General features: G+C 42.4%; 10 protein-coding genes and 1 tRNA gene. 3 read left to right on the top strand and 8 right to left on the bottom strand.

Annotated features, from left to right (window positions below):
• Positions 1–36 precede the first annotated feature (36 nt).
• The 3 genes from C900_RS07380 (at position 37) to metG (ending at position 4,858) form a co-directional block, all read left to right on the top strand.
• Entirely contained in the window at positions 37–276 is a 240-nt protein-coding gene (locus C900_RS07380; protein ID WP_009579091.1) for a hypothetical protein, read from the top strand.
• A gap of 80 nt (positions 277–356) precedes the next feature.
• On the top strand, positions 357–2,489 hold the full coding sequence (locus C900_RS07375) for an ATP-binding protein (protein ID WP_009579090.1): 2,133 nt from the start codon (positions 357–359) through the stop codon (positions 2,487–2,489).
• A 317-nt stretch (positions 2,490–2,806) separates the two neighbouring features.
• On the top strand, positions 2,807–4,858 hold the full coding sequence (gene metG / locus C900_RS07370) for a methionine--tRNA ligase (protein ID WP_009579088.1): 2,052 nt from the start codon (positions 2,807–2,809) through the stop codon (positions 4,856–4,858).
• 355 nt (positions 4,859–5,213) lie between these two features.
• Here the strand turns inward: metG and pth are convergent, their stop codons facing one another.
• From pth to C900_RS07330, 8 genes are all read right to left on the bottom strand, one after another.
• Positions 5,214–5,774 (bottom strand): aminoacyl-tRNA hydrolase, encoded by a 561-nt coding sequence (gene pth, locus C900_RS07365; RefSeq protein ID WP_009579087.1) that lies wholly within the window; start codon positions 5,772–5,774, stop codon positions 5,214–5,216.
• Between the two features lie 120 nt (positions 5,775–5,894).
• Positions 5,895–6,518: a 50S ribosomal protein L25/general stress protein Ctc gene (locus C900_RS07360; RefSeq protein ID WP_040496032.1), complete on the bottom strand. Its 624-nt coding sequence runs from the start codon at positions 6,516–6,518 to the stop codon at positions 5,895–5,897.
• A gap of 36 nt (positions 6,519–6,554) precedes the next feature.
• Complete coding sequence (locus C900_RS07355; protein WP_009579085.1) at positions 6,555–7,487, bottom strand: ribose-phosphate pyrophosphokinase; 933 nt, start codon at positions 7,485–7,487, stop codon at positions 6,555–6,557.
• A 54-nt stretch (positions 7,488–7,541) separates the two neighbouring features.
• A tRNA-Gln gene (locus tag C900_RS07350) sits at positions 7,542–7,614 on the bottom strand.
• Positions 7,615–7,708: 94 nt separating this feature from the next.
• Entirely contained in the window at positions 7,709–8,287 is a 579-nt protein-coding gene (locus C900_RS07345; protein ID WP_040496030.1) for a DUF4136 domain-containing protein, read from the bottom strand.
• 255 nt (positions 8,288–8,542) lie between these two features.
• Entirely contained in the window at positions 8,543–12,247 is a 3,705-nt protein-coding gene (gene purL / locus C900_RS07340) for a phosphoribosylformylglycinamidine synthase (protein ID WP_009579082.1), read from the bottom strand.
• Positions 12,248–12,382: 135 nt separating this feature from the next.
• On the bottom strand, positions 12,383–13,663 hold the full coding sequence (locus C900_RS07335) for a type II toxin-antitoxin system HipA family toxin (RefSeq protein WP_040496028.1): 1,281 nt from the start codon (positions 13,661–13,663) through the stop codon (positions 12,383–12,385).
• 3 nt (positions 13,664–13,666) lie between these two features.
• Positions 13,667–13,981 carry a helix-turn-helix domain-containing protein gene (locus C900_RS07330; protein ID WP_040496026.1) on the bottom strand — a complete coding sequence of 105 codons (315 nt, stop codon included), beginning with the start codon at positions 13,979–13,981 and terminating at the stop codon, positions 13,667–13,669.
• Positions 13,982–14,070: the final 89 nt, after the last annotated feature.

The raw sequence follows: 14,070 nt of genomic DNA, 5'->3' as shown, positions 1-14,070 counted from the left end.
TGTTTAATATTAATTCTAATAATAAAACCTGGAAAAATGCTTAAGAGAGACCGAATAGCAGATGAACTGGCAACATTGTACTTACTGAAGGAGCACGTAAGTCAGGAAATTAATTGTATTAGCGATACGAACGCAGGTCGGGAAGACTTAACCGTTGTAAAAGAAAAACTTAAAGATTGTAAAACAGCTATTGAGTTTATGAATAACAAAATAGATGAAGTTTTAGATTGCTGTGACAGAGGGGTTATTTACTATTCAAAGGAATTATCCAATTAATGCCATAGTTCATTGGTAAACCACATTTTTTTTGATAACTTATTGAGTTAGTTTGAGATATCTCAGTAAGCCGGGTTTGCATGCGCTCTCTTTATGTTGTTATGGTGGGCTTCTTTTTCTGCTCTTCTATTGCCTGTTGCCAGGGGAGAGACGAACTACTGCTACGCCTGGAAAAGGCTCCTGTTGAAGACCAAATAGAGGTCCTTCACCAATTAGTGATAAAAACCTGGCTCAATTATCCCGATGAGGCCATTAGCTATGCACATCAGGCATATAAGCTATCCCTGGATATACAGGACAGAGCACTGGTAGCTAAATCTCTCAGACTCATTGGGGGTGTGCATTATTATAAGAACAATTACGATTCGGTACTCCATTATTGCACACAGTCACTGGAAATAGCTGTAGAAATAGATGATGCAGTCCTGATCAACAATGCACTAAACAATATCGGTCTGGCTTATTATAATCTAGGTAGCTATCAAAGTGCCCTGGAAAATCTGCTGCGCTCTTTAAATATGAAGATAGCAGTAGGCGAGATATATGGCCGGGCATTAACTATGAATAATATCGGTCTGGTTTATAATAAGCTCAAAGATTATGAACGAGCAAGAGAATATTTTGGGCAAGGCCTTCAGGTAGCCAGGGAATATAATGATCCTAATCTTATGCTGTACTCGCAGAATAATATTGGCACCACATATCTGATGCAGGGTGATATTGATGCCGCCAAAATGTACTTTGAGCAGTCGCTCGCACTTGACGTGGATAACAAGAACTGGAACGCGGTAGCTTTTAGTGGTTTGGGTCGCGTGTACCAGTTAAAAGGTGAATATGAATTGTCACGGGATTATTTTGAAAGAGCCTTGAACTTGCGCCAGGAAATCGGGGAACGAAATGGTGTTTCCGAAATATACTATTACTATGGAAAGGAGGCTCAGCGCAGAGGTAATTATGACAGTGCAGTATCGTTGCTTCAAGAAAGCCAAAGAATTGCAAAGGAAATAGGTTCCAGGGAAAGGATGTATGAAAACTACAGTTTGTTTGTAGAACTATATCAGCAACAGGGACAACTGGAAAAATCTTTTGAATACCAAACAAGACTTTTGCAGCTAAGGGATACTCTTTTTAATGAAGGCCTTGCTCACAACCTGTCTGCGATCCAACTGAAGATACAAGAGGAGGAAAACCAGAAGCTATTGCGCAATAAGGAGCAGCAGTTATCGCAAAACCGTAAATTCAATATATTTCTCATAACCATATTTGTACTGGCAGTTTCACTGGCAGGATTTATTTTTTATGCGTACACACGAAACAGGAAACTTAGCTTCATGCTTGGAGAGAGAAATTCAGAGATCATTGCACAGAAAGAAGAAATTGAGGCGCAAAAAGAATCTCTCGTATCTAAAAATATTCAATTGGAGCAGGCTCATATTCTTATCACCGAGCAAAACAATAAGCTGGAGAAGTACAATGCTCAACTTAGGGACAAAGTGGACCAGCGGACACACGAACTGGAGCAACGAAATCGTGAGCTAAAACTGGCCAACCTGGAGCTGGATAACTTTCTCTATAAATCCTCGCATAACATCAAAGGGCCACTGGCTACATTGATGGGCGTATGCAATGTAGCGCTGATGGACGTTAAGGACGAGCAATCACTGAAATACTTTTCTTTGCTGGCAGAAACCGCTGGTGGACTGAACGATATACTGGCGCGACTAAAGACTATAAGCGATATCAATAGTTTGCAGTTGACGTACAAGAAAATAAACCTGCCCGGATTAATTGACAATTGCATTACGCAAATGCAAAATATTGAAGGAAGTGATCGTTTTGATATTACTTACGACATTGCGGCCCATGTGAACCTAATATCCGATCCAATACTGGTAGATCTGATATTTTTTAACATGATCCAGAATGCTGTGAAATTTCAGGACAACCAAAGTGATGCTAACTTTTTGAAAATAACGATTTCTCGGGAACAAGACACTACGGTTATCCATTTTCGAGATAATGGTATCGGAATTGATGACGAGGATATTCACGATATCTTTCAAATGTTTTCCAAAACCGCTCTGAGGCATCAGACACTTGGTCTTGGTCTTTATATTGTCAAACAATGTGTACACAGGCTGCAAGGAGAGATCATGCTGTTAAATGACAATGACCAATATACTCATTTTCGTATCACACTTCCGATAGTATAAGGTATGAGGAAATTGCCGGTTTAGCAAAGCGCTTTAATAGTTCTGCCCGCAGCTTCTTAAATTTTGGGAAAAATCCGTATTTCTGCAGATAAGCTTTTGAGAATCCCGGACTTCAGTCCTTCCGGATTTCTGCTTCCCGACTCACCTTTGTACCTCTTCCCGGCTATGCTATTAGGTTATGACCATTTATAAAATCCTTCTCCCTTCCATCTTCCGACTTCCGACCTCAGTCTTCATAAATCTTCTCCTAATCATACTGATTATTAACAATTCCCTTGAATATCTTCTATCTTTGCGGCATTAATATTTAGAAGATAATGTCAGATAAGAAATTCAACAGATATACAATAACGGCTGCCCTGCCCTATGCCAACGGACCTGTCCATATTGGTCATTTGGCCGGGGTTTATGTGCCGGCAGATATATATGCAAGATATTTAAGAAGCCAAAAGCGTGACGTTCTTTTTGTTTGCGGATCGGACGAACATGGTGTTGCAATCACCCTGAGGGCAAAGAAAGAGGGGGTGACTCCCAAGGAGATCGTTGATAAGTATCATCAACTCATCAAAAGATCATTTGAGGATTTTGGTATTTCGTTCGATATTTATTCAAGAACATCTGCACAGGTGCATCATGAAACTTCCAGCGAGATGTTTAAGAAGCTGTATGAGGATGGTGTGTTTGAACAGAAAACGTCAGAACAATATTATGATGAGCAAAGTAAGCAGTTTCTTGCCGACAGGTATATCATAGGTACCTGCCCCAACTGCAAATACGACCAGGCTTACGGTGACCAGTGTGAAAAATGCGGTACATCTTTGAGCCCTTCGGAACTGATCAATCCTCGCTCAGTGCTTAGCGGTGATCCTCCTGTGCTCAAGGAGACTACCCACTGGTATTTTCCCATGAATAAGTACGAGGAGTGGCTGCGAAGCTGGATATTGGAAGGTCATAAAGAGTGGAAATCTAATGTATACGGGCAGTGTAAATCATGGTTAGACAATGGTTTGATGCCTCGCGCCATGACCCGTGATTTGGACTGGGGCGTGCGAGTGCCGGTGGAAGGCGCCGATGGTAAAGTATTATATGTTTGGTTTGATGCACCCATTGGTTACATCTCAGCGACAAAAGAATGGGCGGAAAAAAGCGGAAAATCATGGGAGCCCTACTGGAAGGAAGACGATACCCGGTTGATCCATTTCATTGGTAAAGATAATATTGTTTTCCATTGCATAATATTCCCCAGCATTTTGCATGCTGAAGGCAGCTACATACTCCCTGACAATGTGCCAGCCAATGAGTTTTTAAACCTGGAGGGCAATAAGATCAGTACGTCTAAAAATTGGGCTGTCTGGCTGCACGAATACCTGGCGGAACTTCCTGGCAAAGAAGATGTACTTCGCTACGTGTTGTGCGCTAATGCACCGGAAACGAAAGACAATGACTTTACCTGGAAGGATTTCCAAACAAGGAATAACAGTGAACTGGTAGCTATATTTGGTAATTTTATTAACAGGAGTGTTGTGCTTACCAATAAATATTATGAAGGAAAGTTACCGGCCAGGGGTCAATTGTTTGATATCGATGAGGAAACTATCAAAAAGTTGAATGAAGCTCCGAAAAAAATAGCGGATTCGTTAGAGCTATTTAGATTCAGAGAAGCTCTGGCTGAATTTATAGATCTTGCGCGAACAGGTAATAAGTACCTGGCTGATACGGAGCCCTGGAAGCTCATCAAAACCAATCCTGAGAGGGTTAAGACCATTATGAATATTGCTTTGCAGATAGCCGCTAATCTTTCTATTGTCGGTGCGCCATTCTTGCCTCACTCCAGCCATAAGTTAAGCAAAATGCTGAATATATCAGGGAAATTATGGGCAGATGCCGGCTCTGCCACTCTACTCGAGCCTGGCCATCAGGTAAATGAAGCCGAGCTGCTGTTTGAGAAAGTTGAGGACGAGACAATTGAGCAGCAGGTTCAAAAGCTGGAGAACACTAAGAAGGTTAATGAACAGGAAAATGCCGCAGTATCGCCATCAAAAAATGAGATTACCTTTGATGATTTTATAAAAATGGATATTCGTGTTGGAACCATTCTGGAAGCCGAGAAAATGCCAAAATCTAAAAAACTGCTTAAGTTGAAAGTCGATACGGGCATAGATCAAAGGACTGTGCTAAGCGGTATTGCAGAGCATTATTCTCCGGAACAGGTGGTGGGGCAGCAGGTATCCATCCTTGTTAATCTTGCTCCCCGAAAAATAATGGGAATAGAATCTCAGGGGATGATACTCATGGCAGAGAATGTTGACGGTACCCTGCGCTTCATTCAGCCCTCTGAAAAAGTGAAAGCGGGATCGGGAATTAGTTAGCAGTTCACAGTTCACAGTTCATGGTTCACAGTTCATGGTTCACAGTTCACAGTTCATGGTTCACAGTTCACAGTTTATGGTTCACAGTTTATGGTTCACAGTTTCAATCATGCAGAAAAATTAAGTTTCAGTCGATTTTGTAGTGAGGAATCATGCGCACAGCCCTTGCTCTGGGCATAGTGGCAAAAACGAAGGCTATGCTTTAATTTTTTCTATAGGGTCCTTAATGAGTTCTTTGGATCTCTGAGGTTACTACTTTTGTTTCAATACAAAAAAAGTTATGCTATGAAAAGTTACCTGTAGCAATTTTCAAGACTCTTTCACACTGAGAACTGTAAACTGAGAACGGAGAACTTTAATCATTAAACATGTTCATCGTTCTCGTGGCGCCCACGGTGCAGAACGAGAGGGTCATATCAATGGCTTTGTCCATTTTCTCGGGTAGCGCTTCAAATTCTTCTTTTTTAAAAGGGCTAAGAACATAATCCACTTGTTGTCCTTTGTGAAAGTTATCCCCGATGCCAAACTTAAGCCTGGAGTAATCACTACCCCCGGTCGTCTGCTCGATATTCTTTAATCCATTATGGCCGGCAGAAGACCCCTTGGTACGGAGCCTTAGGCTGCCAAAGGGGAGAGCTATGTCATCAACAATGACCAACATGTTTTCTTTAGCTATTTTGAGCTCCTGAAGCCAGAAATTCACCGCTTTGCCACTTAGGTTCATGTACGTTGTGGGCTTAATAAGGTGAATGTGCCGTGACTTATGTTTAAAATCGGCCTTAAAAGCGAGCCGCTCTGTGGTAAATGAAATATTTTGCTGTTCTGCCAGGCGGTCGAGCGTGAGAAAGCCGATGTTATGACGGGTTATTTCATATTCAGGTCCAATATTTCCAAGTCCGACAATCAGATATTTCATGAGAATAAGAGTTTTGTGTCGTTCGTTTAGCCTTAATGGCGGTCTGTATTATCCAAAAATAGTGTAAAACAAAAAATCCTGCCCGTTATGGGGCAGGATTGAATTCTGTTTGATAGGAGCTTATCCTTCAGCAGGAGCTTCACCTTCTGCCACTGCTTCTTCAGCCTCCTCTTCTTCAGCCGTTGTAGTCTTACCGCGAAGCGCTCTTGGTATCTCAACAACCGCTACTGAAGCAATTTTGGTATCCAGGATCTCAAAGTTCTTTTCTTCGATCTCACCCACCTTAATAGCCTTACCGAAGTCAAGTTTTGAAAGATTTACCGTAATGTATTCAGGCATATCCTTAGGTAATGCCTTTACGCTTAGATATCTTCTCTTCTTAATAAGTGTACCACCTTTTGTTACACCTGGAGCATCACCCTCAAAATGAACAGGTACGTTCATTTTAATAGGTTTTCCTTCGAATAACTGGAGGAAATCCACATGTAGTATAACCTCACTTACAGGGTGGAACTGAAGGTCCTGCATGATTGCTTTATATTCGGTGCCCTCAATGTTCAGGTTAACGAAATGCGCTTCGTCAGTATATACTAACTCACGGAATAGAATCATCGGTGCATAAAAGTGTATCTGCTCATCACCACCATAAAGCACACATGGAACGTTTCCTTCCGCGCGTAATCTTCTAGACACTGATTTGCCGAGATTTGCTCTTTTATACCCTATAATCTCAACTGTTTTCATCTTGTTGTATTGTTATGTTAAAATTTAGTTTTGCTTTTAGTATTCTATAAACAATGAGCTGATGGACTCATGATCATGAATTTTTCTTATTGCTTTTGCAAAGAGGTCCGAAACGGTAAGGACCTTGATCTTTTCTATCTCCTTTTTAAGCGGGAGGCTATCTGTCACCACAAGCTCTTCTAATACGGAGTTTTCAATATTTTCATAAGCTTTTCCGGAAAGTACGGCATGTGTGGCTACTGCTCTTACGGAATTTGCCCCTTTTTCTTTAAGAAGCGCTGCCGCTTTACACATAGTACCACCAGTATCGATCAGGTCGTCTACCATCACCACATCTTTTCCTTCCACATCACCGATCAATCTCATGGAGGCTACTTCGTTGGCTTTTTCACGGTACTTGTCACAAACCACCATTTCAGCGTTAAAGAACTTGGCAAAGCTTCTTGTTCTTTTTACGCCACCCACGTCAGGTGATGCAAACATGATATTTTCAAGGTTGAGCGATCTGATGTATGGAATAAAGATAGCAGTACCATCGAGGTGGTCAACCGGAATATCGAAGAATCCTTGTATCTGATCAGCATGTAAGTCACATGTCATGATGCGGTCAGCGCCAGCAGCAGAAAGAAGGTTGGCCATTAATTTTGCCGCTATAGCAACCCTCGGCTTGTCTTTCCGGTCTTGTCTGGCATAGCCAAAGTAAGGAACGACCACTGTTACATATTTAGCGCTGGCACGTTTGGCAGCATCTATCATCAGCAACAGCTCCATGAAATTATCAGCGGGAGGAAAGGTAGACTGAATAATGAACACATCGCAGCCCCTCACTGATTCAGTGAAAAAAGGCGACATTTCACCGTCACTAAATTCTTGCAGTGTTACTTCTCCAAGAGGTTTGCCATACGACTGGGCAATTTTCTGGGCCAGGTACTTGCTTGATTTACCGGAGAAGATCTTGACTGATGACATGATAATGTGTTTTGCCTTAAACAATGAAGGCGGGCTTTTCGCCCGCCCTTTTTGTTGCCCGACTAGGGCTCGAACCTAGACTCTTCTGAACCAAAATCAGACGTGTTGCCAGTTACACCATCGGGCATTCAAATAATTCCCTCATTTTTGGGATGGCAAAGGTAAAATTAATTTTTAAAAAAGGAAAAATTGTTTCAGGAATATTTTTCAATAATTGAAAATCATTCTGAAATAGCTCTTTGCTGTTCCTCCAGGAAGCCATCTGCAAAGAACTGATACTTGTTAAGGATCGATTTCACAGCATTGTTGACATCCCGAAGGTCGGTAAAATTTACCTTTCCGTAATGGTCGGTAGCATAGCCTTGCCAAATAGAGGATTTTTGTTTTCTGTCAAATATCTGGATCAGCAGTGTTCCTTGTTTCATGCCTATCTTCAACCTTTCGTACTCCAGATCGGGGTCTTTTTTTGCCATCCAGTCTTCTATACGGGGCTGGTTGTATCCACGAAAGTTGAGGCTATCAGCAAACACCCTGAAAGAAAGCAACAGATCAGGCTTATTATCCTTTCGTTTGTATCCTAAAAATTTCATGTGCGATTCGATAGCACCATAGATCAAACTTCTGTTTTCCGTACTTAGCTTTTGGTTTTCACCCTGAATGAGAAAATCGTAACTATTATACTTGTCAAATCTACCTTTGTAACTGTAGTCATACTCTACAGGTAACTCCCTGTAGGAAAAGCAGCCCATCATTATTGCGGAGATGAATAAAAAACTGGGGAGGAGAGGAATCTTTTGCATAAGCCATTGAATTTAAACTTACCCGATAGTATATAAATATAAATCAAATGGTTTTGTTTTAATAGACTTCCATTATTTTTTTCTTACTATGTAAGCGGAAAGACATTAATGGAGAGCATGGTGTGTGCCTGTATTCAAATCGATGACGGCTTTCTCTTGGCAGGCATTAAAAACCCCGGAAGCCATTTGTAGAAGTAAACAAATGGCTCCACAGGGTACGTAGTGAAGTGTATTCTGAGAAAAATTATGTAAAACTTACACTCTGGCTGCTATCCTCTGCTCTACCCACTTTCTTGCATTCACGAAAGCTTCCATCCATGGAGATACTTCATCATCCTTTCTTGATGGCGGGTAATTGGCCCAGTTCCATGGGTATAATGAGCGTTCCAGGTGAGGCATAATAGCCAGATGCCTGCCGTCTCTCGAGCACAGAGCGGCTGTTGAGAATCCCGAGCCATTTGGATTACCAGGGTATTCGTTATAGGCATACTTGCTTACAATATTATAGCTTGTTTCAGCATCTGGCAGCACAAATTGCCCTTCTCCATGAGCCAGCCAAACACCTAATCGTGTGCCAGCCAGCGATCTCATCATTACAGAGTTGTTTTCTGCTATATTAAGATTGATGAAGGAAGATTCAAACTTTCCGGATGCATTGTGGTGCATTTTAGGATGGTTTTCCATGTCAGGGTATAGCAATCCAAGCTCCATCATCAGTTGGCAGCCATTACACACGCCAAGGCTGATAGTATCCTCTCTTGAATAAAAGGCGTCAAGAGCCTGTTTGGCCTTCTCATTGTAAAGAAATGCCCCAGCCCAACCTTTGGCCGACCCCAGTACGTCCGAATTGGAGAACCCCCCCACAAATACAATAAAATTAACATCTGAAAGATCTTCGCGACCACTGATCAGATCTGTCATGTGAACATCTTTTACATCAAATCCGGCCAGGTGCATTACCCAGGCCATTTCACGGTCGCCATTCACTCCTTTTTCCCTTATTATTGCAGCTCTGAGCCCCGTTCTTTCCCTGCGCTTATTGCTGATGCCGTATTGGAATAATTTTCCTTTGAAATGTGCCGGGAAGGTATATGTGAGAGGCTGCTTTTTGTAATTGTCAAACCTCTTTTTCGCCAGTTCTTCACCGCTTTGCTGAACGTCAAGCAAGTACGAGGTTTTGAACCAGGTGTCCCTCAGCGCGTTAATATCAAATGAATATTCATCGTCAGCGTGTTGAATAGTCAAGATCCTGTTAGTCAGTAAAGTACCGATCTCTAAAGCGCTTATTCCTTTTTCATCAAGCTTATCCAGCACACTCTTTACATCTTCCACCTGTATAATCAGTCCTGGGTTTTCACTAAACAAAACCTTGATGATATCTTGTTCTTTGACTTCTGATAAGTCTACATCCAAACCCAGGTTATTCGATGGAAAACACATCTCAAGTAGCGTGGTGATCATTCCACCGGCAGATATATCGTGACCTGCCAGTACTTTTCCATCCGCTATTAATTCCTGGATAGTACCAAATGCTTTTTTGAAGTACTCAGCGTCTTTTACCGTAGGTGCTTTTTGTCCCACTTTGTTTATTACCTGCGCGAATGAGCTTCCCGCCAGCTTGTACTCATCGCGGGAAAGGTCTATATAGATCAGCGATGATCCGTCTACTTTTTTCAGATCTGGGCTAATCACATTGGTAACATCTGCTACTTCTGCCACAGCGCTAATAATTACTGTACCGGGAGAGTATACAACATCACCGCCAGGGTACTTTTGCGCCATAGAAAGAGAATCCTTCCCGGTAGGGATATTGATGCCCAGCGCTCTCGCAAACTCGCTGACAGCACTTACAGCTTTATAAAGCCGTGCATCCTCGCCTTTATTTTTAGCAGGCCACATCCAGTTAGCGCTAAGAGATACCCCTTGCAAACCATGTGTAAGCGGAGCCCACACCATGTTGGTTAGTGCCTCTGCAATGGATAACCTTGAACCTGCTTCCGGGTCAGCAAGAGCGGATACAGGAGCATGACCAATAGAAGTAGCTACTCCCTTATTACCAGCATAATCGAGCATCATTACTGCCACATCATTCAGCGGAAGCTGGATCTCACCACATGTTTGCTGCTTAGCCACTTTTCCGGTTACCGAACGATCTACCTTATTTGTCAGCCAGTCTTTGCATGCTACAGCCTCTAGTTGCAATACTGACTCCAGGTATGAAGGTAGTAGGTTGGTATTGTAGGTAATTTCGTCAAAATCAGTTTGTTCAGTGGTATCGGTAAGGATGGTTTTAGGTGAAGAACCAAACATGTGCGACAGGTCCCAGTCCACCGGATTTTTTGAAGTTCTGCTATTTTCAACTTTAAAATGCCCGTCTCCGGTGACCTCTCCCACAACATACATAGGTGACCGCTCGCGCTCCGCTACCTTTTTGAGTGTATCGATGTCTTTTTGATTCATGACCAGCCCCATGCGCTCCTGCGATTCATTTCCGATAATTTCTTTATCGGAAAGGGTAGGGTCTCCGACTGGTAGTTGGTTAATATTAATTGTTCCCCCTGTTTCCTCAACCAATTCTGAAAGGCAATTGAGGTGTCCGCCAGCCCCGTGATCATGGATAGAAATGATCGGGTTGTCATCACTTTCTACCATAGCGCGGATGGCATTCATCACCCTTTTTTGCATCTCAGGATTAGACCGCTGAATGGCATTGAGTTCTATCGAATTGCCAAATTCACCTGTAGCCACGGAAGAAACTGCACTTCCACCCATCCCGATGCGATAATTGTCGCCACCCAGTATTACAATATTGTCATGTGTACCCGGCTTATCTTTCAGGCTATCCTTTTTCTTGCCGAAGCCGATGCCGCCGGCAAGCATGATCACTTTGTCGAAGCCGTACTTTTTGCCATGCTCTTCATGTTCAAAAGTAAGTACACTACCGCTGATCAATGGTTGTCCGAACTTATTACCAAAATCACTGGCTCCGTCTGATGCTTTTATCAGGATATCGAGCGGTGTTTGGTACAACCATTTGCGGGGTTGTGTATGTCTTTCCCAGTCACGTCCCTCTTCTAACCGTGAATACGAGGTCATGTATACTGCGGTGCCTGCCAGAGGTAAGCTCCCTTTTCCTCCCGCCAGCCTGTCTCTGATTTCTCCCCCGGAACCGGTTGCTGCACCATTAAACGGCTCAACGGTTGTGGGGAAATTATGTGTTTCTGCTTTTAGGCTGATGACAGTATCAATATCCTTTGCAATAAAATAATCGGGTTTATCCTGTGTTTCGGGGGCAAATTGTTCTGCCACCGGCCCCTGAATGAAGGCCACATTGTCTTTGTATGCGCTGACCAGGAAATTTGGGTTTTCTTCAGAAGTTTTTTTGATCAGCTTGAACAGTGAAGACGGCATCTCCTGTCCGTCAATAACAAAGGTGCCGTTGAATATCTTGTGGCGGCAATGCTCCGAATTGACCTGGGAAAAACCGAACACCTCGCTATCGGTGAGCTTTCTGCCTAGTTTTTGGCTTACTCCATTGAGGTAATCAATTTCTTCCTGACTGAGCGCCAGGCCCTCTTTCTCATTGTAAGCAGCTATGTCATCTATATCAATAACGGGTTCAGGCTTTCTGTTGATGGTAAAGAGCTCCTGATCCAGGCTCTTATACATTACTTCCAACATAGGATCGTACTTTTCTTCCGGGGAAGCAGCTTTTCGAAAGCGCTCTATACGGGTAATCCCGCTGATACCCATGTTTTGGGTGATCTCCACAGCGTTGGTACTCCAGGGGGTGATCATTTCTTTCCGTGGGCCTATAAATATGCCGGCAACGGACTCCTGATCAGACAATTTTGCATTGCCAAATAGCCATTCGAGTTTTTTGATATCTGTTGTTTCTAATGCTTTAGAAAGACCTACAGCGTAGGTGTTTTGGGTTTGATCCAGAAAAAATTTGATCATCAAATTGCGGATTTGAAAGTAGACGATTTTTCAACCGCAAAAGTAGTTAAACCTCACACAATTAACAATGTGAAATTTCTTCTTTTAGTAGTTGAGCTTGATATTTGACGGCATTGCTTTTTATGACTACCGCTATTAACCTTCTGCTTGTTGAAAGGCTCGTGACTTTATTTCTTGCTCGACCTTTGAAATGCTGTATTTACCGGCGATCTCTCTCCAGTTTTGCACAGATGTTTTGACTTCTTTAATAATTTGATTAGCTTTTTTCAAAGTTAACCGGAAGAAGGGAAGGACTTCCATTGCTAAGCCAATATCGAGAGTATTTTCATCTTCGGAGATGTTCAATCTGAGGCCCAAACCTGTTTCAATTGGGTTGATATCATATGCTGGAGATAAAACCCACCCTTTGGATGATAAGATAAAGCCATGGTTTCGAAGGTGGTCATCCGTGTTAGAGATACAAATGCTGAATACAATTCTTCTCCATAGTTCTTCAAGATCCTTGTTTACCTGCGCTCCCTGTGTGCTTATAAATTCAGCCAACTCCAAATAACTTAAACCATCATGATGGTCTTGCCCATCAGTGTAGCCAAGCAAAGTCATTGCTGACGCGAAATGTATTCGTGCTTCACCAATTGCCCTGTCGAAGCGTTTGGTTATAAAAGTGTGGTTATTACTTGAAAACTTTTTTGCCTGTGCTTGTGCCATATTTATGCGTGCTGCGATAGCCAATTCGTGCGCTACCATTTCCCATGCTCCGATGTCAGTTTGATCATTTTTGCTGGGAAATTTTGCAATACACAAATGTTGGTTCTCATCCAACACGCTCGCCTTAGGTCGTGCTCCTCCCAGCGATGAGCCTGGAGCTATTAGCATATTTAGCCATTTAATATACTCAGGGTCATCAATAACATCATCATCTTCCAGTCTCAAACTGATCTGCTCCAGTTCTCGTATCGATGTCCAGGGAGGGGTTGCCATTTCCTTATTATCGTTTAAAAAAGGACCATCGGGGGTTATCTTAAACCGCAGTCCGCCCATTCTGTGGGCATCGTATACTCCAAGCAGGTAATCTGTCTCAAAAAGAGTATTCTTTGGACGCCCTTCTTTTCGTGCCATGGCTGCCTCTCTTCTTAACATGAGGACACACCCCCAACGGTCGGGAGACGAATCAAGGAAGATGCTGAAATTCTGCTTGCGCTCATCACTTAGATATTGCTGCCCTCTGTAAAGTTGTAAATCAGGATCAATCAATTGGGCGTGTCCTGATTGCAACCAGTCTTTATTATATTCAAAAGAAAAAACTTCCTTTCCACGGGAATAAAGGACACTTAGCATGCCCATTGGCCTGGGTCTGTCTATGCCATGCCAATCTGCATATACTAAGATGTCTCGTTTTTTATTTGCATTACTCATACCCTAATCTCTTTTGGGAGCTCGTTCCTTTGTTGTCAGGTTGGCATCCTGCAATTTCCTTCCTAATTCATCGTCCTTTGCTACAAATAATAGATCCTTCTCTAGTCCCAATACATGTAGTACCATTAAGTAGTGTCCGAGACTGACTGAAGGAGAGCCCTTCTCGATAGAAGTTAAAGTTGGTCGGCTAATGTTAGCTCTTTCGGCTACTTGTTCCGCACTCAGTTTTCTACGCAGGCGAGCTAACTTAATGTTTTCTCCAAATTCCGATAAAATACGTTTTGCGGTGGTCCGTAAGATAAATTCTTTCTTGGGCATAACATTAAATATATTTTACAAATATATGAATTTTTGCTAAATATATTTTGCGTTATAACTGTAAAACAGAAGAAATACTTTGGTAGTTT

The organism is Fulvivirga imtechensis AK7 (assembly GCF_000331535.1).
GTDB lineage: Bacteria > Bacteroidota > Bacteroidia > Cytophagales > Cyclobacteriaceae > Fulvivirga > Fulvivirga imtechensis.
The sequence above is the reverse complement of the archived record's forward strand: the minus strand, read 5'-3'. Positions and strand labels throughout refer to the sequence as shown.